General features: G+C 67.3%; 25 protein-coding genes. 11 read left to right on the top strand and 14 right to left on the bottom strand.

Annotated elements, in window-relative coordinates; genetic code table 11:
- Nucleotides 1–52 precede the first annotated feature (52 nt).
- The 8 genes from acpS to folK form a co-directional block, all read right to left on the bottom strand.
- Entirely contained in the window at nt 53–454 is a 402-nt protein-coding gene (gene acpS, locus CQ039_RS04520; protein WP_105564007.1) for a holo-ACP synthase, read from the bottom strand.
- The gene (locus tag CQ039_RS04515; protein ID WP_105564006.1) at nt 451–1,209 is read right to left on the bottom strand and encodes a pyridoxine 5'-phosphate synthase; all 759 of its coding nucleotides are present in this window, start codon (nt 1,207–1,209) and stop codon (nt 451–453) included. Before CQ039_RS04515 ends, acpS begins: the two co-directional genes overlap by 4 nt.
- A 16-nt stretch (nt 1,210–1,225) precedes the next feature.
- Nucleotides 1,226–1,810 (bottom strand): orotate phosphoribosyltransferase, encoded by a 585-nt coding sequence (pyrE, locus tag CQ039_RS04510; protein WP_105564005.1) that lies wholly within the window; start codon nt 1,808–1,810, stop codon nt 1,226–1,228.
- A 47-nt stretch (nt 1,811–1,857) separates the two neighbouring features.
- Complete coding sequence (locus tag CQ039_RS04505) at nt 1,858–2,637, bottom strand: TIGR00730 family Rossman fold protein (RefSeq protein ID WP_105564004.1); 780 nt, start codon at nt 2,635–2,637, stop codon at nt 1,858–1,860.
- A gap of 28 nt (nt 2,638–2,665) precedes the next feature.
- Nucleotides 2,666–4,819: a bifunctional (p)ppGpp synthetase/guanosine-3',5'-bis(diphosphate) 3'-pyrophosphohydrolase gene (locus CQ039_RS04500; RefSeq protein ID WP_199183566.1), complete on the bottom strand. Its 2,154-nt coding sequence runs from the start codon at nt 4,817–4,819 to the stop codon at nt 2,666–2,668.
- 173 nt (nt 4,820–4,992) lie between these two features.
- A complete protein-coding gene (gene rpoZ / locus CQ039_RS04495) occupies nt 4,993–5,352 on the bottom strand; it encodes a DNA-directed RNA polymerase subunit omega (RefSeq protein WP_105564003.1) in 360 nt (119 codons plus the stop codon).
- A gap of 93 nt (nt 5,353–5,445) precedes the next feature.
- Nucleotides 5,446–5,865, bottom strand: a complete 420-nt coding sequence (locus tag CQ039_RS04490) for a cupin domain-containing protein (RefSeq protein ID WP_105564002.1) — start codon at nt 5,863–5,865, stop codon at nt 5,446–5,448.
- Nucleotides 5,866–5,918: 53 nt separating this feature from the next.
- Nucleotides 5,919–6,458 (bottom strand): 2-amino-4-hydroxy-6-hydroxymethyldihydropteridine diphosphokinase, encoded by a 540-nt coding sequence (gene folK, locus CQ039_RS04485; protein ID WP_233190261.1) that lies wholly within the window; start codon nt 6,456–6,458, stop codon nt 5,919–5,921.
- A gap of 30 nt (nt 6,459–6,488) precedes the next feature.
- Between folK and CQ039_RS04480 the strand changes: the two genes are divergently transcribed.
- On the top strand, nt 6,489–7,070 hold the full coding sequence (locus CQ039_RS04480) for an NYN domain-containing protein (protein ID WP_105564000.1): 582 nt from the start codon (nt 6,489–6,491) through the stop codon (nt 7,068–7,070).
- Nucleotides 7,067–7,711 carry a uracil-DNA glycosylase gene (locus CQ039_RS04475; RefSeq protein ID WP_105563999.1) on the top strand — a complete coding sequence of 215 codons (645 nt, stop codon included), beginning with the start codon at nt 7,067–7,069 and terminating at the stop codon, nt 7,709–7,711. Before CQ039_RS04480 ends, CQ039_RS04475 begins: the two co-directional genes overlap by 4 nt.
- Before the next feature lies 1 nt (nt 7,712).
- On the opposite strand, the gene CQ039_RS04470 is transcribed toward CQ039_RS04475, so the two are convergent.
- Entirely contained in the window at nt 7,713–8,930 is a 1,218-nt protein-coding gene (locus tag CQ039_RS04470; RefSeq protein WP_105563998.1) for an N-acetylmuramoyl-L-alanine amidase, read from the bottom strand.
- A 455-nt stretch (nt 8,931–9,385) separates the two neighbouring features.
- Between CQ039_RS04470 and CQ039_RS04465 the strand changes: the two genes are divergently transcribed.
- The 3 genes from CQ039_RS04465 to CQ039_RS04455 are packed head-to-tail and all read left to right on the top strand — an operon-like array spanning nt 9,386 to nt 14,384.
- On the top strand, nt 9,386–12,085 hold the full coding sequence (locus CQ039_RS04465; protein ID WP_105563997.1) for a ribonuclease E/G: 2,700 nt from the start codon (nt 9,386–9,388) through the stop codon (nt 12,083–12,085).
- Nucleotides 12,086–12,139: 54 nt separating this feature from the next.
- Nucleotides 12,140–13,552: a M48 family metalloprotease gene (locus tag CQ039_RS04460; protein WP_105563996.1), complete on the top strand. Its 1,413-nt coding sequence runs from the start codon at nt 12,140–12,142 to the stop codon at nt 13,550–13,552.
- 31 nt (nt 13,553–13,583) lie between these two features.
- Nucleotides 13,584–14,384: a thioredoxin domain-containing protein gene (locus CQ039_RS04455; protein WP_105563995.1), complete on the top strand. Its 801-nt coding sequence runs from the start codon at nt 13,584–13,586 to the stop codon at nt 14,382–14,384.
- Nucleotides 14,385–14,540: 156 nt separating this feature from the next.
- Here CQ039_RS04455 and CQ039_RS04450 read toward each other — a convergent pair whose 3' ends face one another.
- The 3 genes from CQ039_RS04450 to thiS all read right to left on the bottom strand — a co-directional run bounded on the left by CQ039_RS04450 (nt 14,541) and on the right by thiS (nt 17,488).
- The gene (locus tag CQ039_RS04450; RefSeq protein ID WP_105563994.1) at nt 14,541–16,235 is read right to left on the bottom strand and encodes a hypothetical protein; all 1,695 of its coding nucleotides are present in this window, start codon (nt 16,233–16,235) and stop codon (nt 14,541–14,543) included.
- A gap of 72 nt (nt 16,236–16,307) precedes the next feature.
- Nucleotides 16,308–17,096 (bottom strand): thiazole synthase, encoded by a 789-nt coding sequence (locus tag CQ039_RS04445; protein ID WP_105563993.1) that lies wholly within the window; start codon nt 17,094–17,096, stop codon nt 16,308–16,310.
- Between the two features lie 194 nt (nt 17,097–17,290).
- The gene (thiS, locus tag CQ039_RS04440; RefSeq protein WP_003165397.1) at nt 17,291–17,488 is read right to left on the bottom strand and encodes a sulfur carrier protein ThiS; all 198 of its coding nucleotides are present in this window, start codon (nt 17,486–17,488) and stop codon (nt 17,291–17,293) included.
- A gap of 390 nt (nt 17,489–17,878) precedes the next feature.
- Between thiS and CQ039_RS04435 the strand changes: the two genes are divergently transcribed.
- The 5 genes from CQ039_RS04435 (at nt 17,879) to aat (ending at nt 21,485) form a co-directional block, all read left to right on the top strand.
- Nucleotides 17,879–18,277, top strand: coding sequence for a hypothetical protein (locus CQ039_RS04435; protein ID WP_105563992.1), 399 nt, complete (start codon nt 17,879–17,881; stop codon nt 18,275–18,277).
- A 165-nt stretch (nt 18,278–18,442) separates the two neighbouring features.
- A complete protein-coding gene (gene aroQ / locus CQ039_RS04430) occupies nt 18,443–18,916 on the top strand; it encodes a type II 3-dehydroquinate dehydratase (RefSeq protein ID WP_105563991.1) in 474 nt (157 codons plus the stop codon).
- Nucleotides 18,917–18,930: 14 nt separating this feature from the next.
- Nucleotides 18,931–19,422: an acetyl-CoA carboxylase biotin carboxyl carrier protein gene (gene accB, locus CQ039_RS04425; protein ID WP_105563990.1), complete on the top strand. Its 492-nt coding sequence runs from the start codon at nt 18,931–18,933 to the stop codon at nt 19,420–19,422.
- 8 nt (nt 19,423–19,430) lie between these two features.
- On the top strand, nt 19,431–20,783 hold the full coding sequence (accC, locus tag CQ039_RS04420; protein ID WP_105563989.1) for an acetyl-CoA carboxylase biotin carboxylase subunit: 1,353 nt from the start codon (nt 19,431–19,433) through the stop codon (nt 20,781–20,783).
- Between the two features lie 6 nt (nt 20,784–20,789).
- Nucleotides 20,790–21,485 (top strand): leucyl/phenylalanyl-tRNA--protein transferase, encoded by a 696-nt coding sequence (gene aat / locus CQ039_RS04415; RefSeq protein ID WP_105563988.1) that lies wholly within the window; start codon nt 20,790–20,792, stop codon nt 21,483–21,485.
- Here aat and CQ039_RS04410 read toward each other — a convergent pair.
- Together CQ039_RS04410 and CQ039_RS04405 are read right to left on the bottom strand one after the other, a co-directional pair.
- Complete coding sequence (locus tag CQ039_RS04410; RefSeq protein WP_105563987.1) at nt 21,452–22,144, bottom strand: DUF2155 domain-containing protein; 693 nt, start codon at nt 22,142–22,144, stop codon at nt 21,452–21,454. The two genes, aat and CQ039_RS04410, sit on opposite strands and share 34 nt — an antisense overlap.
- Nucleotides 22,141–22,533 carry an NADH:ubiquinone oxidoreductase subunit NDUFA12 gene (locus tag CQ039_RS04405; RefSeq protein ID WP_199183558.1) on the bottom strand — a complete coding sequence of 131 codons (393 nt, stop codon included), beginning with the start codon at nt 22,531–22,533 and terminating at the stop codon, nt 22,141–22,143. The genes CQ039_RS04410 and CQ039_RS04405 overlap by 4 nt, the downstream gene beginning before the upstream one ends.
- Before the next feature lie 218 nt (nt 22,534–22,751).
- On the opposite strand from CQ039_RS04405, the gene CQ039_RS04400 reads away from it, so the two are divergent.
- Nucleotides 22,752–25,412 (top strand): TSCPD domain-containing protein, encoded by a 2,661-nt coding sequence (locus CQ039_RS04400; RefSeq protein WP_105563985.1) that lies wholly within the window; start codon nt 22,752–22,754, stop codon nt 25,410–25,412.
- The last annotated feature ends 47 nt before the right edge of the window (nt 25,413–25,459 follow it).

Below are 25,459 nucleotides of genomic sequence, written 5' to 3'. Positions count from 1 at the left end.
GCTCGAATCCCCCGCAGAACGCGGGGTTGGAAGCCTGAGGCGTAAAGGCTGATTAAGCCACGGGCAAGGCTTCGATGACCACGAAAGCGAGAGCATAAGGGTGTTCGTCGCTGAGGGTCAGATGGATGCGCGGCTCGTGCCCTGTCGGGATCAGGCGGGCCAGATGTTCGGCGGCGTGACCGGTCAGGGCCAGGGTCGGCTGACCCGACTTCAGGTTCACCACCCCCATGTCGCGCCAATAGACGTCGGCGCGCATTCCGGTGCCCAGGGCCTTGGCGCAGGCTTCCTTGGCCGCGAACCGCTTGGCGTAGCTCCAGGCCGGGTCCGGCTTGCGGTCGGAACGGGTGCGCTCCAGTTCGGTGAAGCAGCGCTCCTTGAAGCGGTCGCCGAACCGATCCAGCGACTTCTGGATGCGGCGAATGTCCGACAGGTCAGCGCCGACGCCGATAATCACTGACCGGCTCCGCTGACAGCTTCATCCATCGCCGTCCGCATCCGGCGAATGGCGGCGTCCAGACCGACGAAGACCGCCTCCCCGATCAGGAAGTGGCCGATGTTCAGTTCCTTGATCTCGCGGATCGCCAGAACCACGCTGGCGGTGGCGTAGTCCAGACCGTGCCCGGCGTGGACCTCCAGCCCCAGAATGTCGGCCTGGGCGGCTGCGGCGGCCAGACGGTCCAGCTCGAAGGCGCGCTCGGCGGGGTCGGTCAGGTGGCAATAACGGCCGGTGTGGAACTCGACCACCTGCGCGCCCACGGCGGCGGCGGCCTCGACCTGGGCTTCTGACGGTTCGATGAACAGGCTGACGCGGATGCCCGCCTCCGACAGCGCCTTCACCACGGGGGCTATGCGCGCCTCGTGACCGGCAACGGCCAGACCACCCTCGGTCGTGACCTCCTCGCGCCGCTCTGGCACCAGGCAGGCGGCGTGCGGACGGTGACGCAGGGCGATGGCCAGCATCTCGTCGGTCACCGCCATCTCGAAGTTCAGCGGCTTGCCCGCGCGGCGGCACAGCGCCGTCAGCACGTCGATGTCGGCGTCGGTGATGTGACGACGATCCTCGCGCAGGTGGGCGGTGATGCCGTCCGCCCCCGCCGCCAGCGCCGCCTCGGCCGCACGGGCCGGATCGGGATGAGCGCCGCCGCGCGCGTTACGAACCGTGGCGACGTGGTCGATGTTGACGCCCAGACGAACCCGCTCGCGCTTCATCCCGTTCTCTCTTCTCTTACTTGGACAGCCGGCGGCTGCCCGGATCCTCGACCGGCAGGGCGGCCAGTTCCGGCGGCAGGGCGTCGGCCGGATAGGCCGGGACGTCCAGCGTCGCCAGGGCGATCAGCGGCACGCCCACGTCAGCGCGACCGCCCGAGCGATCGACGATGCAGGCAGCGGCGACGACCTCGCCACCGGCCTTCTGGATGGCGGCGATGCATTCGCGCGACGACAGGCCGGTGGTGACGATGTCCTCGACCATGACCACCTTCTCGCCCGGCTCGACAGTGAAGCCGCGACGCAGCTTGAACTCGCCGCCTTCACGCTCGACGTAGAGCGAGCGCACGTTCAGGTGCCGCGCCGTCTCATAGCCGGGGATGATGCCGCCGACGGCGGGCGAGATGGCCACATCGACCGGGCCGACCGTAGCCACGATCTTCTCGGCCAAAGCCTTGCACAGGCGCTCGCAGCGGCGCGTGTCCATGAAGACCAGGTTCTTCTGCAGGAAGACCGGGCTGTGCAGGCCGGACGACAGGACGAAATGGCCTTCGCGCAGAGCGCCGGCGTCGCGGAATTCGTTGAGGACGTCTTCAGTGTTCATGAGAGCGTCCCTTAGACCTTGCATCCGCGCCCCTCAAGCCGAGTGACCTACTTGGTGTCGCAGTTCGGCTTAAGACCGCCTTCCAGCAGCTTCGCCCACACGGTCTCAGCGTCGTCTGCGAAGGAAAACAGCGCCATGTCCGAGGCCTTGACCATGCCGTGCTCGATCAGGGTGTCGAAGTTGATGACCGAGCGCCAATAGGCCTCGTCGAACAGGACAATGGGAATCGGCGGTGCCTTATCCGTCTGACGCAGGGTCAGGATCTCGAACAGCTCATCCAGCGTGCCGAAGCCGCCGGGGAAGACCACCAGGCCATTGGCCCGCATGGCCAGATGCATCTTGCGCATGGCGAAGTAGTGAAACTGGAAAGTCAGCTCCGGCGTCGACCAGGGATTGGGAACCTGCTCGTGCGGCAGGGTGACGTTGAAGCCGATCGACGGCGCGCCCGCTTCATGCGCGCCCTGGTTGGCGGCCTGCATGATGCCCGGACCGCCGCCGGTGGCGATGACGTTGTCGCGGACTTCGCCCGGCGAGCCGCGGAAGGCCCCGCCCCGCTCCGAGGCGATGCGCCCGAACTGACGCGCTTGTTCGTACCAGTAGGCGTGGCGACCGCCCCCGTTGGCGCCGACGCGGGCGCTGCCGAACACCACGATGGTCGAGCGCACGCCCCAGGCCTTCAGCGCCTCCTCGGCCTTCTCGTATTCCATCAGGAAGCGCACGCCGCGCATGGACTCGCCCAGCAGGAAGTCCTGATCCAGGGCGGCCAGTCGATAGGAGGGCGACGCCAGTTGAGCGGCGTTGGCGAGTTCTTGCTGTTCGGGAGTCATTTCGGCCTTCAGTCAGACGCGCAGGCGATCAGCCCCGCGCGCGGTCCACGGTGTCGACGGACGGATTGGCGCGCAGTGCGGCGATGATCATGGTGGCGTGACGCGCGTCCTCGACCTCGACGTCGATGTCGACATCGAAGAAGTCCTGCTGACGGTGGGCCATCGACAGGTTCAGGATGTTGCCGCCGGCCTCACCGATGATGGTCGCCACCTGGCCCAGCACGCCGGGCGCATTGCGGATGGTGGCGCGCAGACGAGCGGCGGCCACGGCGTCCTGTTCCGCCTGCGGCGTCCATTGCAGATCCTGCCAGACGCTGTCGTCGTCGGCGAAGTCGGCCAGGGTCTGACAGTCGATCGTGTGCACCGTCAGCCCCTTGTCGGGCTCCAGGATGCCGACGATGCGGTCGCCCGGCACAGGGCTGCAGCAGGCGCCGAAGTGGATACTGACGCCCGGCGTCAGGCCGCTGCCGCGCACGAACAGACGGGCGTGTTCATTGCCGATCCGCTTGCGCTCCGGCCCGGCCTTCAACTGGCCCTTCAGCGCCGGGAACATGGTTTCAGCGATCTTGGTCGCAGCCAGACGCCCCCGGCCGATGGCGTCGAACATGTCCTCTTCGGTGGCGATGGCGTGGGTTTCCAGCACCGGTTTCAGCGAAACCTCGGCCAGAGACTTACCCGCGCGTTCCAGCGTCTGCTCCAGCGTCGCCTTGCCCAGGCGCACGAACTCGTCGCGCTCGGACGTGCGGATATGGCGGCGAATGGCCGAACGCGCCCGGCCCGTCACCGTCAGGCTGCGCCAGTCGGTCGGCACCTCGCGCTTGGTCCCGCGAATGATCTCGACCACGTCGCCGTTCTGCAGCGCCGTGCGCATGGGCTTCAGTTCGCCGTTGATCTTGACGCCCACCGCCGTGTCGCCGACCTCGGTGTGGACCGCATAGGCGAAGTCCAGCGCCATGCCCCCGCGCGGCAGGGTGATCAGCGCGCCCTTGGGCGTGAAGACAAAGACCTGATCCAGATACATTTCGAGCTTGGCGTGCTCGACCCAGTCCTCGCCGCCCTCGCCGTGCTCGATGACCTGAACCAGATGGCGCAGGTTCAGCAGCGGGTCGCGCCCGCCATCCGCCTCCATCGCCTCACGGTCGAAGCCATAGGAATGGTTCTTGTAGGCCCAGTGCGCAGCCACCCCGTCCTCGGCCACGCGGTCCATGATCTCGGTGCGGATCTGCATCTCGATGCGTAGGCCGCCCGGGCCAACCACCGTGGTGTGCAGCGAGCGATAGTTGTTCGACTTGGGCGTCGAGATGAAGTCCTTGAACCGTTCCGGCACCATGGGCCAGGCGCGGTGGATGACGCCAAGCGCGCGATAGCAGTCGTCTTCGGCCTCGACGATCACCCGGAAGCCGTAGATGTCCGACAAGGACGAGAAGCCGACCGACTTCCTCTGCAGCTTGCGCCAAATCGAATAGGGCGTCTTTTCGCGACCCTTCACATGGGCGGGGATGCCCGCCTCGCTAAGGACCGTCTCGATTTCGCGCGACACGCCCTCGATGGCGCGGCCGTGCTCCAGCTTCAGCGCCTCCAGACGGCGCTGGATGGCGACACGGGCCGTGGCGTTCAGGTGTTCGAACGCCAGTTCCTCCAACTCGGAGGCGATGGAGTGGATGCCGATCGATCGGCCCAGCGGGGCATAGACTTCCAGCGTCTCGCGGCTGATGCGCTCGCGCTTCTCCGGCTTGACGTACTGGAGGGTGCGCATGTTGTGCAGGCGGTCGGCCAGCTTGACCAGCAGGACCCGCACGTCCTTGGAAATGGCCAGGATGAACTTGCGCAGGTTCTCGGCCTGACGCGTGTGCTCGGCCTGAAGCTCCAGCCGCGACAGCTTGGTCACGCCCTCGACCAGGACGGCGACCTCTTCGCCGAACATGGCGGCGATGTCGTCACGGGTCGCCGAGGTGTCCTCGACCACGTCATGCAGCAGGGCGGTGACGATGGTCGCCGTATCCAGCTTGTAGTCGGTCAGGATGCCCGCGACCTGGATCGGATGGGCGAAATAGGGATCGCCCGAAGCCCGCAACTGCGAGCCGTGCATTTTCATCGCATAGACATAGGCGCGGTTCAGCAGCGCTTCGTCGGCGGTGGGGTCATAGGCCTTGACCGCCTCGATCAGTTCAAACTGGCGCATGATCGGGGCGCGCTTGGCTTCAGACAATTGAGACTCGGAGACTTCAGACGACAACGGCGCCGCCCCGGAAAGGAGCGACGCCGTCTGGTCTATCTGATTCGCGACTTGATCCGGCGACGGGTCCGCGGGGGACCGCGCCGGGAGGATGGTTACGCCGTTGACAGGCTCAGCCGTCAGTAGCGTTCCTCCTGACCGCCGTCCCGGTCGCTTTGCAGCGCACGGATCAGTTCGGCCTCGGCCATGTTCATGTGCTGCGGCTCGGCCAGCAGGGCCACGACTTCGGCCTCATCCTCGGCTTCGGTGCGCTCATCGACGCGTTGCAGCGTGGTGATGATGTTTTCGCGCAGGTCGTCCGGCACGACAGTGTCGTCGGCGATTTCACGCAGGGCCACGACAGGGTTCTTGTCGTTGTCGCGGTCCAGCGTCAGAGGGGCGCCGTTGGCGATGTTGCGGGCGCGGTGACCGGCCAGCAGAACCAGACCAAAGCGGTTCGGAACCTTCTCGATGCAGTCTTCGACAGTGACGCGGGCCATGAAATTCCTCTGGCGGCAGGGAGAACCGCACAAAATATAGGGTTAGGCGTGATTGTGCAACGCCGCGAAGGCCGGAATGCGGCGCAAAACGCCTCAGTTCTTCCTTTGGGCCAGCGGATAGCTGATGATCAGCACCAGGTCCACCTCTCCCGTCTGACGGATGCCGACGACATTGCCGTCGAACAGGTAGGCCGCGTCGCCCGCGCGCATCTGCGTCGTCACCCCGTCCGACGTCACCTCGCCCTCGCCGCTGACGACATAATAGACTTCGTCGTGGGCGATCGGATGCAGGCCAATGGCGGCGCCGGGATGCATGACCCGCTTGCGGAACTCCATCGCCCGGTTCGGCACGCCGTCGGAGATGCGATAGGCCGTGCTCATGCCCTGCCCGCTATGCGGCGGAACCTGACGCACCATGGTGTCGGTCTCGCGGATCACCACGCCGACCCCCGCCGGCGGCGAGGCGGGCTGGGCCTGTAAGGCGGCAATCAAAACGAGGGTTGGCAGGAACATGGCGTTGTCTCCCGGTGTCATTTCCGACGAAGCTATCCTGCTCCGGGATCAGGTCAACGGTTCAAAGGTCGCGCATCGACGCCGACGCTCGTCTGTCCGGCCAGGGACGCGGCGTCGCCCTCAAGCGTCGGATGTCGCCACGCCGGGGCGATCTCGGCCAGCGGCCCCATGACGAACAGGCGCTCAGCCGCCCGAGGATGCGGCAAGATCAGCCCGTCCAGGTCGCCGCTCAGCCGTCCGTAGGCGATCAGGTCCAGATCCAGGGTGCGGGGCGCGTTGCGAACGCTGCGACGGCGATCAAATACGTCCTCCATCCGCGACAGCTTGCTCATCAAGACGCCCGGATCATGCTCGGTGCGCACGATGACCACCCCGTTCAGGAAGGGCGGATCGGTCGGATCGGGCCAGGCCCTTGACGCCCACCAGGACGAGCGAGCCAGAATATCGACGCCCTCGGCCCGGAAGCGGGCCAACGCGGCCTCCAGCGCCTCTTCGCAGGACGCCCAGACACCCTTGTCATTGCAGCCCAAGGCGACGATGACTGCACCGTCCAGATCCAGGTCGCCTTCGGGGATTTCGGTCGGGACGCTCATATTCTCGACCATTTCCACGGACTCATATTCATGACCGGCCACACGGGCGACCGCATCGCCTTGTTCATCGACGGCGCCAACCTTTATTCGGCGGCCCGCGCACTCAACGTCGATCTCGACTTCAGGAAGCTGTCCGACTGGTTCGGCCAGAAGGGCCAGCTGGTGCGCGCCTATTATTACACGGCGGTGGTCGAGGGCGAAGAGTTCTCGCCCATTCGGCCGCTGGTCGACTGGCTCGACTACAACGGCTTCACCGTCGTGACCAAGCCGGTCAAGCGCTTCACGGACGCCCAGGGCCACAGCCGCATCAAGGGCAATATGGACATGGAGATCGCCGTCGACATGCTGGAGCTGGCTCCGCGTCTTGATCACATGGTCCTTTTCTCGGGCGATGGCGATTTTCGCCGGGTCGTCGAGGCCATCCAGGCCAAGGGCGTGCGCGTCACCGTGGTTTCGACCACCCGCACCCAACCACCCCAGATCGCCGACGAGTTGCGCCGCCAGGCCGACTCCTTCATCGACCTGTCCGACGTCATGATCCACTTCAGCAAGCCCAAGGCCGCCATGAATCAGGGCGTCGCCCGCACCCTGGACCGGAGCGACCGGACGTGAGCCGCGCCCTGAACCCTGAACCGGCGCGCGACTGCCCCCTGTGCCCTCGTCTGGTCGCCTATCGCCAGGAGAACATCCGCCAGAACCCCGACTGGTGGAATGGCCCCGCTCCGTCGTTCGGCGATCCCAACGCCCGCCTGCTGATTGCGGGTCTGGCGCCGGGCCGCATGGGCGCCAATCGCACTGGACGCCCCTTCACCGGCGACCACGCCGGCTGGCTGCTGTTCGACACCCTGAGGAAGACCGGTTTCGCGCGAGGGACCTACGACCCCGACGGACAGGACGACCTAACCTTGGTCGACGCCATGATCACCAACGCCGTGCGCTGCGCCCCGCCGCAGAACAAGCCGACAGGTGACGAGGAAAACACCTGCCGTCCCTTCCTGATCGATCGGCTGGCCGCCCTGCCCCGGCTGAAGGTGATCGTGACCCTGGGCGACGTGTCACGGCGCAGCATCTTGCGGACGCTCGGCTATCCCGGCACGGCCATCCCCGCCGGGCACGGCGTCGAGGGCAAGGTCGGCGGCTACACCATCATCAACAGCTATCACTGCTCACGCCTGAACACGAACACGGGCCGGCTGACGCCGGAAATGTTCGAGGCGATCTTCCATCGCGCCAAGGCGGCGCTGGAAGACTAGATCAGCCGCCGCCAGCGACCTCGCCGGCCACCATCACCGGCGCCGAAGGTTCGCGGAAATAGCGGTCGATTCCTTCGGCGACCGAGCGCATCAGGCGGCGACGGGCGCGCTCGTCGGTCAGGACGCGCTCGTCCTCGGGATTGGTGATGAAGCCCATCTCCAGCAGGATGGCCGGAACGTCGGGGGCCAGCAGGACCGCCAGACCGGCGTCGCGGTGGCTGCGGCGCAGCAGCGGATGACTGTCGCCCTCCAGGTGAGTCAGCAGCACCCGCGCGAACTGGGCCGAGCGGTTCTGGGTGGCGCGCTGGGTCATGTCCAGCAGGATGCGGTCGACCGAGGGATCGCGGCCCGGCAGGCGCAAGTCACGCTGCCAGTCGTCGCCGCGCGTATATTCACGCACCGCACGGCCCGCGCCCTGCTCCGACAGGGTATAGACGCTGGCCCCGCGCAGGGCCGGATCGGTCCCGGCGTCGGCGTGCAGAGAAATGAACAGGTCTGCCCCGGCGTCACGGGCGATCTGCACCCGGCGGCCGTGAATGACATAGACGTCGCTGTCGCGCGTCAGGCGCACGCGATAGCGGCCGGTGCGCTCGATGGCGGCCTTCAGATCGCGCGCGGCGGCCAGAGTGACGGCCTTTTCCTGCGCGTGCTGGCCTTGCGCGCCCGGATCGCGGCCGCCGTGCCCGGCGTCGATGACGATCAGCGGCTTTTCCCGGCGGGTCTGCTCGCGACGCGGCGGCGCGCCGGCGGCGACCGCTGCGGCAGCGCCCGTGGCCTTCAGATCGATGACATAGCGATAGTGCGAAACCCCGTCGCCCGGCGGCAACAGGAAACGGCGCTCGATTTCGGCTCCGCGCGCCAGGTCCAGTCGAATACGCGACGACGCGCCCGCGGAACTGACCTCATAACCGCGCACCAGGCCCGAACCGGCGCCGTCCAACCCTCGCTTCGGCGCCACGTCCGACAGGGCAACGACGACGCGGCCGGCCGTGCCGTCCTCTATCACCTGGCCGCGCGTGGTCTTGCCCAAATCCAGCACGACCCGCGTGCGCTGGGCGTCGCCGCCGAAGCGGATGCCGGAAATCTGACCGTCCGGCCCAAAGGCCAGACCGCGCCCAGCCGTCAGCACGACGGCGCAAATTACGACGAAGGCCAAGCCCGTCATCGCCCATTCACGCACGCCCCAACGGGACAGACTGTTACGCCACCGGCCGTACATGGACGGACTTCACCCTTCTGGTTCAGAAGGCGATCCTGAGCGGCGCGACTAAGGATTCCGTTAACACCTGTAACGGTTGTGGTTCTTTTATTTTCCGCCACATATGCCTATGATCTAGTCCGCTCGCGAACGATCGCGCCCTCTGCATGTTTCCGCAGGGTCGGGCGCGCCCTCCTCGCAGCGCTGACTTTCACCTCATTCCGAGGATCGCCCGGCCTGGCCGACGATCCGAAGAACGGGTCCGGGACGCGGCCTAGAACGGCGCGTTCGGACCCAGGACCGACAGAACCTCATGGGCCGACCCGCCTGCGCTCCCGACCGGCAGTTTGATGCCGCTCTCGCACTTCGCGAGGGGATGACGCGCGCCCTGGCCCCCATTTCCATTCGGCGAGCCGCCCCCTTGTCCGCGGATGCATCCGCAGGGCCCGGCCTGGCGCGCCAGAGAGAGACTTTCCATGTCAAAGACAATGCTGATCGATGCGGCGCACGCGGAAGAAACCCGCGTCGCCATCGTGGACGGACGTCAGGTTGAGGAATTCGACTTCGAATCCACGGCCCGCCGCCAGCTTCGCGGCAACATCTATCTCGCCAAGGTCACTCGCGTAGAGCCCAGCCTGCAGGCGGCCTTCATCGAGTACGGCGGCAATCGTCACGGCTTCCTAGCCTTCAACGAAATCCACCCAGACTACTATCAGATCCCGGTCGCCGATCGCGAAGCCATCATGGCCGAAGCGAACTCCGACGACGACGATCATGACGATCTGGGCCGTGAAGGCGACGACGAGTCCGAAGGCGGTCTGGCCGACGAGGAACGCCTGAAGCGCCGCCTGATGCGTCGCTACAAGATCCAGGACGTCATCAAGCGCCGCCAGATCCTGCTGGTGCAGGTCGTCAAGGACGAACGGGGCGCCAAGGGCGCGGCCCTGACCACCTGGCTGTCGTTGGCCGGCCGCTACTGCGTCCTGATGCCGAACACCGGCAAGGGCGGCGGCATTTCGCGCAAGATCACCAACACCTCGGACCGTCGCCGCCTGAAGGCCGCCGCCTCGGCGCTGAAAGTGCCCAAGGGCATGGGCCTGATCATCCGCACGGCAGGCGCCAAGCGCACCAAGGCCGAGATCAAACGCGACTACGAATACCTGCTGCGCCTGTGGGAGACGATCCGCGAGACGACGCTGAAGTCGAACGCCCCGGCCGTCATCTACGAAGAAGAAAACCTGGTCCGCCGCGCCGTGCGCGACATGTACGACAAGGACTTCGACGGCATTCAGGTCGAGGGCCTGGAAGGCTTCAAGGAAGCCCGCGACTTCATGCGCGTGCTGATGCCGTCTCAGGCCAAGAAGATTCACCTCTATCAGGGCTCCAAGCCCCTGTTCGCGGCCAACGGCATCGAAGAGGTGCTGACCCAGATTCACCAGCCGGTCGTGCCGCTGAAGTCGGGCGGCTATCTGGTGATCAACCAGACCGAAGCCCTGGTCGCCATCGACGTGAACTCGGGTCGTTCGACCAAGGAACGCAACGTCGAGGCCACCGCCACCAAGACCAACCTGGAAGCCGCCGTCGAGGCCGCCCGCCAGTTGCGTCTGCGCGACCTCGCCGGTCTGATCGTCATCGACTTCATCGACATGGATGAAGGCAAGAACAACCGCGCCGTCGAGAAGGCGCTGAAGGACGCCCTGGCCAAGGATCGCGCCCGCATCCAGATGGGCCGCATCTCGGGCTTCGGCCTGATGGAGATCAGCCGCCAGCGTCGTCGCCTGGGCGTCATCGAGGGCGCCACCGAGGTCTGCGCCTGCTGCCAGGGCGCCGGTCGTATCCGCTCGGCGGAAAGCGCCGCCCTGACCACCCTGCGCGCCGTGGACATCGAGGCGGGCCGCAACGGCGCCGGCTCGGTCAACCTGCGCGTTTCGACCGCCGTCGCCCTCTACATCCTGAACCACAAGCGCAGCTATCTGCAGCGCCTGCTGGAGCAGCGCGGCCTGAACGTCGTCATTCAGATCGACGACAGCCTGGCCCAGGGCGAGCACGCTATCGAGCGCACCTCGACCAACGAGGACTTCATCCCGGTCGTCACCCATATCTCGGCGGCCGAGTTGGACGACGGCTTCGACGACAGCGCCTTCGACCATGAAGACGAAGACGAGGACGACGAAGTCATCGAAGGCGACGATGAGGACGACGCCGATCTGGACCGCGAAGACGGCGACGACGACGAAGCCCGCGAGCGTTCCGAACAGCATGACGGCGAAGGTCGTGGCCGTGGCCGCCGTCGCCGCCGTCGCGGCGGTCGCCGTGACGAGGAGACCTCGGACGAAGCCGGCTCGACCGACGTGGTCGCCGCCGACGACGAAGACGACGACAGCGAGGCCGGCCGTCGCCGCCGTCGCGGCCGTCGTGGCGGTCGCCGCATGCGTGAGGACGGCGAACGCGACGCCTTCACCTGGGTGCGCGGCCGCACGCCGTCGCTGGACGATCCCTATGTCTGGTTCGATCCGATCAACCCTGCCCCACGCAGCGAACGCGCCCCGGCCGAAACCTCGGAAGCCGGCGACGTCGTGGAAGCGACCGCCGAACGTCCCGAAGGCGAACGCGCCGAGCGCGAAGGCGGACGTTCGCGTCGCCGTCGCGGCCGTGGTCGCGGTCGTGATCGCAGCGGCCTGGCTCACGAGGCCAAGGTCGAGGACCGCGCCGTCAACGAGGGCCTGCCCCCCGTTGGTTCGCCGGACACGCCCATCGCCACGATCATTCCGACCGAGGAAGCTGTCGCTGACGCGCCTGAAGTCGTCGCCGAACCCGTCGAAGCGCCCAAGCGTCGCCGCGTACGCCGCAAGGTCAGCGCCGACGTCGCCAGCGAAGCCGTGATCGAAGCCCCTGCCGAGTCCGAAGTCGCGGCGGAAGCCCCGGTCGAGGCCGAGCCGGTCGCGGTCCCCGCCCAGTTGGACGTGGAGCCGGCAGTCGCCGCCAAGATCGAGGCCGCCATCGAACAGGCGCTGGAGCCCGAAGCTGTGGCCGAACCCGCGCCCGAACCGGCCATCGTCGTCGAGCCGACGCCCGAACCAACTCCAGAGGTCGACGTGGCTGCCATCATCGCCGAAGACCCCAATCAGATCGTCGCTCCGCCTGCCAAGCCCAAGCGCGGCTGGTGGCGCCGTTGATCGGACACGATTAGGCTTGAAGACACGGGGGAGACTGTCGCTCTGGAGTACGTCATGACCAGGCTTCCCCGTGTCGCTACCCGCGCCCTTGTCGCCGCCACGGCTGCCGTGGCGGTCCTGACTGCAGCCGGATCAGCCTCGGCCCAAAGTCTGATCCGCGACACCGAGATCGAGGGGATCATCCATGAGTGGTCCGAGCCGGTCTTCGTCGCCATGGGGCTGGAGCCGACCGAGGTCGAGATCCTGCTGGTCAACGACCAGGACCTGAACGCCTTCGCCACGCGCGGGCGCATCATGGGCCTGAACACCGGCCTAATCCTGCAGACCAAGACCCCCAATCAGCTTCTGGGCGTGATCGCCCACGAGGCCGGCCACATCAAGAACCGCCACACCCTGCGCGACGGCGCCCAGAACGCTGGCATGCAGCCGATGATCATGACCATGGCCCTGGGGGCCCTGGCCGCGATCGCGGGCGCGCCGGATGCGGGCGCGGCCCTTTTGGCCTCCAGCCAGTATTTCGGCACCCTCGGCGCCCTGCGCTACATGCAGAGCCAGGAAGGCGAGGCCGACATCACCGGCGCCCGCGCCCTGGAACGCGCCGGGGAATCCGGCAAGGGCATGGTCGAGTTCTTTGAGAATTTCCGCTCACAGGAAGTCTTCTCGGACCAGCGCCGCTACCCCTACTTCCGCAGCCACCCCCTGTCGTCGGCCCGTATCGAGGCCCTGCGCCGTCCGGTCGAGGCCGCCCCCCACTACGCTCACCAAGACAGCCCCGAGCGAATGGCCCAGCACGCCCTGGTGGTGGCCAAGATCCGCTCTTTCATGGAATCGCCCAACGCGGCGCTGCGCGACTATCCATCGTCCGACACCTCCCTGCCCGCTCGCTATGCGCGGTCCATCGCCTGGTATCGCGACGGCCAGACGGACAAGGCGCTCGACGCCGTCGACGCCCTGCTGACTGAACAGCCTGCCAATCCCTACTTCTGGGAGTTGAAGGGCCAGATCCTGTTCGAGGAAGGCCGCCCGGCCGAGGCTATCGGCGCCCATCAGAAGGCGGTCGAGCTTAAGCCCGACGCACCGCTGCTGAAGATCAACCTGGCCCACGCCCTGATCGAGACCAACGACCCCGCCAATCTGGACGCCGCCGTCGATCAGTTGAAGCGCGCCGTGGCGCTGGAAAAGGACAACACCCTGGCCTGGCGTCTGCTGGGTCAAGCCTACGCCAGTCAGGGCAAGGAGGGCGAGGCGCGCCTGGCCTCGGCCGAATACTGGTTCGCCCTGGGCCGGACGGAACAGGCCAACCAGTTCGCCATGCGCGCCCGCGACATGCTGGACCGCAACTCCATCGAATGGCGTCGCGCCACTGACATCGTCTTCTCGTCGGGCGCTTCGCAAAGAGACATCGACGACGCCGAGCGCCGCAATGAGCAGCGCAACAACCGCGGCGTTATCCTGCCCAACGGCTGAGGCCGCTTCCTTTTCCGATACCGAGACCTGCATGACCGACGACGCCCGCCCCGACGCTCAAACCCCGAAACCCGCCCCGAAAGGCAGCCTCCTGTCGTCCCTGTCCGGCAAGACCCTGGCTGGCGCGGCCTTGGCCGTGTCGGTTGTGGCGCTGGGCGTCTCCGCCGTTCCCTATCTGACCGGCGGCGATTTCGGCGGACGGGTGCGCGCCTATCTGATCGAGAACCCGCAGGTGCTGGATGAGGTCCTGGCCGCACGTCAGACCCATGAGGAACAGTCCCGCGTCCAGACCATCGACGCCGCCGTCAAGGCCAACCCGGCCCTGCTGGCCCCCGACGCCCGCGATCCCAGCTTCGGCCCCGCCGACGCCAAGGTGACGGTGATCGAGTTCTTCGACTTCCGCTGCCCGGGCTGCAAGGCCGTGGCCCACGACTACCGCGCTCTGATGGCCGCCCACCCCGAGGTCCGCTTCGTCTTCAAGGACTGGCCGATCCTGGATCGGGGCGACGACGTCACCTCGCAATACGCCGCCCGCGCCGCCCTGGCCGCGCATCAGCAGGGCAAGTATCTGGAGGTCTATGACGCCCTGATGACCGAACGCGCCCTGGACCGCGCCGCCATTGACGGCATCCTGGCTGCGCACGGCGTGGACATGACCAAGGCGAACGCGGCCATCGCCTCGCCCGAGATGACGCGCCACGTCACCGACATCCACACCGTCGCCGCGACCCTGGGCCTGCAAGGCACGCCGACCTTCTTCATCAACGGCAAGGCCAGCGCCAGCATCGAGCCCGGCGAAGTCGCCAAGATGATTGAAGCGGCGAAACGCTAGGCGGCATCTACGCCGTTACCCTCGGGCTTGTCCCGGGGGCCTATGGCGGCTTCTAAGTCGTGCGGGCTGCTTAAACGCAACGCTCACTACTGCGCCCCGAGGGGCGAGGCGGAACGATAGGCCCTCGGGACAAGCCCGAGGGTGACGTCTTGAAGCTTAAGCCCCCGCCAAGCTCCGGTCGCCGCCGATCCACTCGATGTTCGACCGTCGGGTCGCTTCGGCGGCGGCTTCGGCGTTGCCCAGATTCCGCTCGGCCTCGGCCAGGACAAAATAGCTGTAGGGATCGCTGGGCCAGTCGCTCAGCAGTTCCTCGATCTTGGCCTTGGCCCCGGCCGCGTCGCCACTGGCCAGCAGGGCCGCCGCCAGACTGCGGCGCGTCGGATACCAGATGACCGGCGGATCGCCGCCCTCGTCGTCCATGGCCTGGATCTGCGCCGCGCGGGTGAAGGCGGCGACGGCGGCCGTCGCATTACCCTCGATCATGGCCGCGCGGCCTTCTAGAATCCGTTGCGACAGCTCGGTGAAGACCGCCCGCTGCTCGGCCATCGGCCCAGTGAAGGGTGTCGCCTCACGCAGGGCCTTGATGGCGTCCGCCTCGGCGCGAACAGCACTCGCATCACCGGCTCGCGCTGCAGCCTCACCCCGAGCATAGCGCCAGTTGATCCGCAGCAGCGGATGGGTCTCTGGCGGCTCCTTCAACGCCGCCACCTGCTCGGGCGTACCGAACCGGCCATAGAGGGCGTAGGCGTTGTTGGCGACGATCTGACGCCAGTATTCCTGCGCCCCGATGTTCGGATAGGTGGTCAGGAACCAGTCAGCGAGCTTCAGCCCCTCCTCGCCGCCCCCGGCCATCAGGGCGCCGCCCATGCCGAAGTGGATGTTGTGGGCGTGCAGCCGCATCGCCGGCACCCCGCCTGGCGGCCTGGCCAGGGCGTCATAGCGCCGATCCAACGCTACGGCGTTGACGTTGGACATCATCGCATCGCGATAGCGCCCGACCCGGTAGTAGGTGTGCGACGGCATATGCACCAGATGGCTGGCCGCCGGGGCCAGCAGCGCCAGCTTCTCGCCGTAGGGAATGGCCTTGTGCGGGTCGTCCGACCACTCGGTCAGGTGGATATAGAGGTGGATGGCGCCAGGATCGTTCGGGTTCTTCGCCAGCGCCTGCTCCAGCAGGCCCATGGCGCGCGGGATGGCCGGATCAGCCGCCTTGCCCTCGTCGTCCCACCATTCGTCGGCGGCCAGCAGCCAGGCGTCGGCAGTGATGTTGGCGATGGCCCCGTCATCGGGGTTCTGGCGTGCGATCCGGTCCATGCGCTGGGCGAAGCGGTCGGCGCGGCTCTTTTCCCCGCCGGAATAGCGCTGGATCAGGGCGTCGATCATCTGACGCTGCACCGGCGTGGCGTCGCGGGCCAGACGGCGGGCGTCGCGCGCGGCCTTGCGAGCCGCCTCGATCGAAGCCTTGTCCTGCCCGCCGCCGTTCAGATTGGGACCGATGGCCCAGGCCTCGCCCCAGGCGCACATGCCGCAGGACGGGTCCAGCGCCCGCGCCTTGCGGAAGGCGCGCACCGATTCGGTATGCTCGAACGCCCAGCGCAGCCGCACCCCGTGGTCGAACCAGGCCTGGGCCTCAGGGTTGGTTGTGTCGATCTTGAACCCGCCGGTTCCGAAGCCGTCGACCATGACGATGTCGTTGGTCGGGATGGCCTCGATGGCCGAGCCGCCGGGGCCGCAGACTTGAGGCTGATCCAGCAAGTCGCGCACGGCCTTGTCCGCCGTCGCATCCGCCACCGCCATCGGCCCGATCATGCAGGCCGCCATAGCCGTGCAGGCCATCAATCCGAAACGCATATTCCCTCTCCCGCCGTCGCCGGAAGAGTGCGCGCCAGCGCCTGAGGCCGCAAGCGGCCTCAGCGTCGCGGTTTAGATCAGACCGGCCAGCGGCGACGACGGATCGGCATAGAGGCGCTTCTTCATGCGCCCGGCCAGATAGGATTCCCGCCCGGCGATGACCGCGTGCTTCATGGCGCTGGCCATCAGCAGGGGGTCGCGCGCCTCGGCGATGGCGGTGTTCATCAGCACGCCGTCACAGCCCAGCTCCATGGCGATGGCGGCGTCCGAGGCCGTGCCCACGCCCGCGTCGACCAGGACCGGCACCTTGGACTGCTCGACGATCAGGCGGATGTTGATCGGGTTCTGCACCCCCAGGCCCGAGCCGATCGGCGCGCCCAGCGGCATGATGGCCACGGCGCCCGCGTCCTCCAGCTTGCGCGCATAGACGGGGTCGTCGGTGCAATAGACCATGACCTCAAAGCCCTCGGCGGTCAGCAGCTTCAGCGACCGCAGGGTTTCTTCCATGTCGGGGAAGAGGGTGCGCTGGTCCGCCAGAACCTCCAGCTTGACCAGGGTCCAGCCGCCGGCCTCGCGCGCCAGACGCAGGGTCCGCACCGCGTCCTCGCCGGTGAAGCAGCCCGCCGTATTGGGCAGATAGGTGTATTTCTTGGGCTCGAGGAAGTCCGTCAGCACCGGCTGGTTCGGATCGGTCAGGTTCACCCGGCGCACCGCCACGGTGACGATCTCAGCGCCCGAAGCCTCGGCCGCCGCCGCGTTCTGGGCGTAATCGCGGTACTTGCCGGTGCCCACGATCAGGCGCGAGTTGAAGGTGCGGCCGGCGACGGTCCAGCTGTCGGTGCGGGGGGCTGTATCGGTCATGCTCCTGACCTAGCGCCGCCATGCGCCGGGGGGAAGCGCCGTTGCGGGATTTGATAAGCCCCGCTCCCCTTCCCGTTCATCCCGGCGGACGCCGGGATCCAGTGAGAACCCCACACACAGCCAGAAAGCGCCGCGCCTGTCGCCAAAGGACTGGATCCCGGCGTCCGCCGGGATGAGCGGTGTTCAAGGACGCCTCAGCCGCCGCCCACGAACTGCACCAGCTCGATCTTGTCGCCCTCGGCCAGCGCCGTTTCGCCGTGCAGCGAGCGCGGCACGATCTCCAGATTGCGCTCGACCGCCACCTTCTTGGGGTCCAGCGACAGCTCCTGAACCAGGCCCAGAATGGTCGTGGCGGCGGTGTCCCGCGCCTCGCCGTTGACTTCGATACGCAAACTGTTCGCTCCAAGGGTGCGCGCGGAGGCCGAGCCTCTCTCAAGTGGCGCGGATAATGGGGGTTCAGGTCCGAGACATCAAATCCCAGAGCCAATATCCGCAATCGACCCAAAGTGGACGTTGGTGCGCGCTTTCGCTTTCGTCATCCTCCGGCGAGCGCAGCGAGACCGGGGGACCCAGCGGCGCGCGAGAGCGCGAACCTGTCGCGCAGATGATGGTCGACAGATCGCCTTCGGCGCCGCTGGGTCCCCCGGTCTGCGCCGCGAAGAGGCGGCTTGCCGGAGGATGACGAAAAGGGAGAAAACGCCGCTCTAGGGAGCTCCGCTTTCGACCCGTTGGCGACGTTCCAGAGGTCTGCTTATGGTGTGGCGAGCTCAGGAGTTTCTACCATGCGACCTCTACTGCCCGCATTCCTCGTTGCCGCCTGTGCTCTCGGCACTGCGACTGACGCTATGGCCTGCCGGATGAGAGTGCCGCGTGCCGATGAGTTGGCTCAACGGATGATTATCGTAGCAACAGTGAGCCATGCAGAGCGTGTTGAGGCGCCCGGCTGGAACACTTGGCGGGTCGTCGCAGAGATCACGCCGGAAGTGGAACGAACCGCAAGTCGACCGACATTCGAATTCACGACCACGCTGAGCAGCGATGGGTGCGGCCAGACCCCTTTGCCGTCCTCAGGCGAGCGATGGGTTCTGTATCTGGCCCAGGCCGACACGAGTGAGATTCTGGACGCCTTTCCACTCGACTATGTGAAAAACTACGACGCGCGGCTCGCTGATGTCCGCTAGCCACCCTTAGCCGCCATTCAAGCCGCCCGCTCCAACACTCTTCTCAGCCCCATCCGCCAACCCGCCCCTGCGTCAACCTTTTCAACCACCCGCTTTGCGCCGCGCCACACCTGAGCTACAACGCGCGCTCGATTCCGCGCGGCTGCGCGCCTGTTTTGCGAGCGAATGCCCGAAACCCTGACCCTCTATGTCCTGAACGGCCCCAACCTGAACCTTCTCGGGGTTCGGGAGCCGGACATCTATGGCCATGAGACCCTGGCTGACGTCCACGCGATGTGCGAAGCGGCGGCCGACGGCGCGCGCGTGGTGTTCAAGCAATCCAATCACGAAGGCCAGTTGGTCGACTGGATCCATGAGGCGCGCCTTGAGGCCGACGCCCTGGTGATCAATCCCGCCGCCTTCACCCACACCTCGGTCGCCCTGCTGGATGCGTTGAAGACGCTCAGCGCGCCCGTCGTCGAATGCCACCTGTCGAACCCCGCCGCGCGCGAGGACTTCCGGCGTCATTCCTATGTTTCGCTGGTTGCGACCGGCGTCATTTCGGGCTTCGGCCCCCACAGCTACGAACTGGCCGTCAAGGCCGCCCTTCGGCTTGCGCGGGAACGCGCCAAGGCCGGGGCTCGTTCGCCCAAGATCTAAAGAGAGACAGAACCATGTCCGACGACAAGCACAAGAACGAAGGCATCGACGCCGGCCTGATCCGCAGCCTGGCCGACATCCTGAACGAAACCGACCTGACGGAAATCGAGGTCGAGCGCGGCGAACTGCGTATCCGCGTCGCCCGTGAAGTCACCATGACGGCGGCTGCGCCGATCCAGTACGCCGCCGCCCCGGTCGCGCACGCCGCGCCCGCCGCTGCCGCCCCGGCCTCGATGCCGTCGGACCCGGCCACCATCGTCTCGCGCAAGGGCGAAGAGGTGAAGTCGCCGATGGTCGGCACCGCCTACCTGCAGCCCTCGCCGGAAGCCCCGCAGTTCGTGAAGCCGGGCGACAAGGTCAAGAAGGGCCAGACCCTGCTGATCGTAGAAGCCATGAAGACCATGAACCCGATCCAGGCCCCGCGTGACGGCGTGGTGTCGGAAATCCTGGTGGGCGACGCCCAGCCGGTCGAGTTCGGCGAAGCTCTGGTCCTGCTGGAAGCCTGAGACCGGATATGTTCACCAAGGTCCTGATCGCCAACCGCGGCGAAATCGCCCTGCGCATCCACCGGGCGTGCAAGGAGATGGGCATCTCCACCGTCGCCGTACACTCCGAAGCCGACCGCGGCGCCATGTGGGTGCGCCTGGCCGACGAAAGCGTCTGCATCGGCCCCGCGCCGGCGGCCAAGTCCTATCTGAACATCCCGCAGATCATCGCGGCGGCGGAAATCACCGGCGCCCAAGCGATCCACCCGGGCTATGGCTTCCTGTCGGAAAACGCCCGCTTCGCCGAGATCATCGAGGCCCACGGCCTGACCTTCATCGGTCCCAAGCCTGAGCACATCCGGGTCATGGGCGACAAGATCACCGCCAAGAAGACGGTCATGGAGGCGGGCATCCCCGTCGTCCCCGGCTCTGACGGCGAAGTGGAAACCGTCGAGGCCGCCATCGAGGCGTCCAAGACCATCGGCTTCCCCCTGATCGTCAAGGCCGCCGCCGGCGGCGGCGGTCGCGGCATGAAGGTCGCCCTGACCGCTGACGATCTGGTCGAGGCCGTGCAGACGGCCCAGACCGAGGCCAAGGCCGCCTTCGGCAACGGCGCCGTCTATATGGAGCGCTACCTCCAGAAGCCGCGCCACATCGAGATCCAGGTCATCGCCGACAGCCACGGCAACGTCGTCCACCTGGGCGAACGCGACTGCTCGCTGCAACGCCGCCACCAGAAGGTGCTGGAAGAGGCCCCCTCGCCCGCCCTTTCGGCCGAGGGTCGCAAGAAGATCGGCGAGACGGTCAACAAGGCCATCGCCGCCATCGGCTACCTGGGCGTCGGCACCATCGAGTTCCTGTGGGAAGACGGCGAGTTCTTCTTCATCGAGATGAACACCCGTCTGCAGGTCGAACATCCGGTCACGGAAATGATCACGGGCGTCGATCTGGTCCGCGAACAGGTGCGCATCGCCGCCGGCCTGCCGCTGTCCTTCACCCAGGACGACATCCATTTCGAAGGCCACGCCATCGAAGTGCGGATCAACGCCGAGAACGCCGAGACCTTCACCCCGTCGCCGGGCACGATCACCGACTTCCACGCCCCTGGCGGCCTGGGCGTGCGTCTGGATAGCGCCATCTACGCCGGCTATTCGATCCCGCCCTACTACGACAGCCTGATCGGCAAGCTGATCGTCCACGGTCGCGACCGCGAGGAAGCCCTGGCCCGCCTCAAGCGTTCGCTGGGCGAGATGGTCATCGGCGGCGTCGACACCACCATCCCCCTGTTCCAGAAGCTGTTGCAGGAACCCGACATCCTGTCGGGCGACTACGACATCCACTGGCTGGAAAAATGGGCCGCCGCCCAGAAGGCCAAGGCCTAACCTCTCTTGGACGAACCCGAGTTCAGCGCCAGCAGCCCCTCCAGCGTCTTCGGACCCGAGGAGTTGCTGGCCTGCTACGCTCGCGGCGTCTTTCCGATGGCCGAGGACCGCGACGATCCGCGTGTCTTTCTGGTCGAGCCGGACCAGCGGGGCGTCGTACCGCTGGATCGCTTCCACATTCCCACGCGCCTGCGCCGCACCGTTCGGGGCCAGTCGTTTCAGGTGCGCGTCGACACGGCCTTCGCCGCCGTCCTCGACGCCTGCGCCGCCCCCATGCCGGGGCGCGAGGACACCTGGATCAATGATCCGATCCGCCGCCTCTATCTGGAGCTTCACGCACGCGGCCACGCCCACAGCCTGGAATGCTGGCAGGACGAGGTCCTGGTCGGCGGGCTCTATGGGGTGACGCTGGGCGGCGCCTTCTTCGGCGAGAGCATGTTCAGCCGGGTGCGCGATGCGTCGAAGGTCGCCCTGGTGCATCTGGTGGCGCGACTGCGGAGGGGCGGATGGAGCCTGCTGGATGCCCAGTTCCTGACCGAGCACCTCAGCCAGTTCGGCGCGGTGGAGACGCCGCAGGCGGCCTATTTGCGGCTGCTCAAGCCCGCCCTGCGTCTGACGCCTGACAAATCAGCCCTGTCCGCGCCCCTGACGGGCGCACAGGCCGTGGCCTATGCCTTACAGCCGACCACCCAGGCGTCGTAGATCGGGTGTTGCAGGCCGCTGACGGCCGGCGATGAGGCGAACATCCAGCCCTTGAAGATCTGGCGCGCCTCGGTCGGCACGGCGATGCCCCGCGGCTGAACCCCGACCTCCAGATAGGCGATGGCGTCCTCGGTCTGCTCGTCAGAGGCCGAGACCTCGCAGGCGCGGACGCTGAAGATCAGAGTCTTGTTGAAGCGAACCGGACGACCGCCGACCTCGACCTCGAACCGCATGGATTCGGCCGTCACCTTGTCGATCGCCTGGATGACGGCCACCGGCCGACGCTGACGACGGCCAGGGACAGCAGCGGGCTCGGTCGCCGGCTTGGGCGCCTCGACCTCGGCCTCAAGCGGGGCGTCTTCTTGAACGGCGGCGATCTCGGCTTCGGGCGTCACGACCACGACGGGCGTGCCGGGGGCCGTGATCGGAGCCCCTGACGAAGGCGCAGCCCCCTGCGCGGGCGCAGGCGTCGGCGTTTGCGGCGGCGTCGCCTGCGGGTTCTGTAGCGGCGTGCGGTTGGTGTCGCGCAGCAGGTCCCCGACCGGGTCCTGAACCGGCACAGCGTCCTGCGGCAGGTCCATCAGGGCGCTGGCCATGCCGGCGCCCGCGACCGTCAGTCCCGCCACGGCCACGCCGATCAGCAGGACGCGTCGTTTCATTCCGGGCTCCAGGCCTGATAGTCGCCGGTGGCGGCGGGACGCTTGCCTTCGTTGGCCAGCGAGCCCTGCGGACGCCACGCCATCGGCGTGCCCGTCAGGTTGGGCAGGTGATCCTTTTCCCAGGAACGGCGCGGCAGCGGCTTCTCGACCGGGCTCTCGTCATAGGTGTAGCGCAGCCAGCCCTGCCATTCCGGCGGAACCTTCGACGCCTCGGCATAGCCGTCATAGATGACCCAGCGGCGCTTGCGGCCGTCATAGCTGACGTTATCGCGCGACTGGTAATAGCGGTTGCCGAACTCGTCCGTGCCGACCAGCTGGCCGCGTTTGCCGACGGTGAACAGGGTGCCGATCGTGGCGCCGTTCCACCAGGTGAAGATCTTGCTCAGCACGTCGTCGAACCTACTCGAATCCCGTCGCCCAGGGAGGTCCGGCGACGCAGGCTGATCATAGAAACCACAGCCGCCCGCGTCCAGTCCGAGACCGGTTTCCGGTATCGCTGCCGGACATCAACATCTTGGGGGTAACCCGCTCAAAGCCCCCAAGATTTATTGAAACGCCTTTAGAGGCGTCGTTAATGTCGCGATCAGGACACGCGCGGAGACGTCTGATGCGCATCAAGCCCCGTTTCGCCCCGCTCGCCGCCGCCGTGGCGCTGGAGCCCCGCCTGATCGAACGCCCCGGCGTCATGACGCCGACGCTGGCGCCCGCCGACTGGTCCGACGCACGGGTTGAAGCCTGGTTGGACTGGGCCGAAGGTCTGCCGGTCGACCTGCCCCAGGACGCCGCCGCTCTGGATGAAGATCACGCCGCCTTCGTGAACGGCGCGGCCGAGCGCTGGGCGCATCGGCTCAGCGCATGGGGCCGCGCCCTGGGCCTGCTCGATAGCGCGGCCGACGCAGCAACCTTCGCCGACGAACTCACGGCTGTCCTGCTGCTGGGCCTCGCCGCACCGGGCGCGAATGGCGACCGCGCGCCCACAGCCGTCGCCTACCTGTCCCTCAGCGATCCCGGCGCCGCGCGCCGTCTGGCCGACCTGGCCGCCGCCCGAAGGGGCGAACGCCTATCCGGTCGCGCCGCCGAGGCCCTGTCCGAAGCCTTGAAGGCCGTCGCCGAGGCCGTGAACCGCTGCGAAGGCCCGCATGAGGCCTGCGCCGATCCTACCGCCAACCCGGCCCTGGCTCGCGCCGCCCTGATCGCCCGGCGTTGCGGCGCAAACGACGCCGACATCATCCGCGCCGTCGAGGGCGAAAGCCTCGCCGTCGCCCTGCCCGTCCCCGTTGCACGAACCGTGACGCCCGTCCTGGCTGCGCGCGACAACATCGCTTCGGGCGGACCCGAAGCCCTGGCCGTGGCCGAAGCCGCGCTGGAAGGCGATCTGGCCCTGGCCTTCACGCCGCACGACGCTGAAGCCCTGGCCGACGCCGGGTTGGAAGCCCGAGCGGCCCTGCAACTTCCTCAACTGGCGACCCTGAGCGGGAACGCTTTCGACGACGCCCTGGAGGACCTGACCCGCCTGCTCGTCGTCGCGCTCGAGATCGAAACCTCTGTCGCCTTCTGTCCCGACGCCGCGTCCGCCCGGCGTCGTCAGGCCGTCCGTCCCATTGCGATCGGCCTGTCGGGCCTGGCCGACTGGTCCCTAGCCAGGGACGCCGAGAACGCCACGACCCATGCCGCCTCGGTCGGCGCTCGCGTCTCGGCCGTCGCCAGCGCCGCATCCAGCGAGATCGCCGCCCGCCTTGGCCCTTGCGCCGAATGGGACGCGGTCAAGGACGAGGCCGCGCACCTGGCTCGCGAGCGCGGCCAGGACGAAACCCTGCAGTCGCGCCATGGCCGCCGCCATGCCGCCATCAGCCTGTTCGTGCGCGACGCCGACCTAGACCTGCGCCTCGGCGCCTCGCCGTTTTCGGCCACGGACCTGTTCCAGACCGAGGATGGCGAGACTGAACCTCGCCTGCGCCCCGCCCTGGCCCGCGCCATCGCCCGCGCCGGCGGCGACGTGGAGGACGCCGAACGTCAGTTGTTCGGCCGTCGCACCCTGATGGGCGCACCAGGGATCAATCATTCAGCCCTGCGCGACCTCGGTTTCACCGATGTGGAACTGGAAGCCGTCGAACTCGCCCTGAGTCAAAGCGACCAGCTTGCCGCCGCCTTTGCCCCGCCCGTGCTGGATGCGGGCTTCATCGGGGACGTTCTGGGCCTTTCGGTCGAAGAAGGCGCCGACCTTCTTCCCCGCCTGGGCTTCGACCCGTCCGCCATACAGGCGGCGCGCGCCGCAGCCTTCGGCCACGCCGATCTGTCCGACTGGAAAGCAGCCCCCGAAGTGCTGCGCGGCCTTTTGGCCGCCGACCCAGCCGCCTTCGACGCCGAACTGCGCCGTGCGATCGAACCTTTCAGCGACGCTCCCGACGTCACGCCGAAATTGGTCGACTGGCGCGCCGGACCGCTTCAAGCCGCCCGCGCCCTGGGCCAGGCCGCTCGCGACGGTCGCCGTGCCGTCGTGCTGCATCGCGCCGCTGCCCCCGCCGACTTCCACCTGGATCTGCCCGAGCCCGACACTCCTGTTCAGCGCCGCGCCGAGCCGGAGGCCAGGACAGTCGAACGGGTCGTTGAAAAGGTCATCGAGCGCGACCGCACCCGGCGCAAACTGCCCGACCGCCGCAAGGGCTATATCCAGAAGGCGGCCGTCGGCGGTCACAAGGTCTATATCCACACCGGCGAATACGAAGACGGCGAACTGGGCGAGATCTTCATCGACATGCACAAGGAAGGCGCCGCCTTCCGCAGCCTGATGAACAACTTCGCCATCGCCATCTCGATCGGCCTGCAATACGGCGTGCCGCTGGACGAGTTCGTCGATGCCTTCGTCTTCACCCGGTTCGAGCCCGCCGGGCGCGTCACCGGCAATGATTCAATCCGCTCGGCGACTTCGATCCTCGACTACATCTTCCGCGAACTGGGCGTCTCCTATCTGGAGCGACAGGAACTGGCCAACGCCGAACCCGAGAACAACCCCGACGGCCTGGGTGCGACGGCGATGAACGACGCCGAGCCTGTGCCCGCCGCCCGGTTCATCTCCAAGGGCTTCGCCCGTGGCGCGGCGCCCGACAACCTCGTCGTCGTCCCATTTGGGCGCAAGGCGGAGACACCGCGCGACTCTGCCCCGACCGAGGCTGTAGCCTGCCCGGCCTGCGGCGATTTCAGCCTGCAGAATCGCGGCGGGGGCTGGATCTGCGACACCTGCGGCGCGGCCCCGCAGATGCAGGGTTGAGACAAACCTCCATTCGGCCCGCTTCTTGCTGGGCAGAGGCAAAGCCC

It is taken from the genome of Brevundimonas sp. MYb52 (assembly GCF_002979535.1).
Taxonomy (GTDB): Bacteria; Pseudomonadota; Alphaproteobacteria; order Caulobacterales; family Caulobacteraceae; genus Brevundimonas.
The sequence above is the reverse complement of the archived record's forward strand: the minus strand, read 5'-3'. Positions and strand labels throughout refer to the sequence as shown.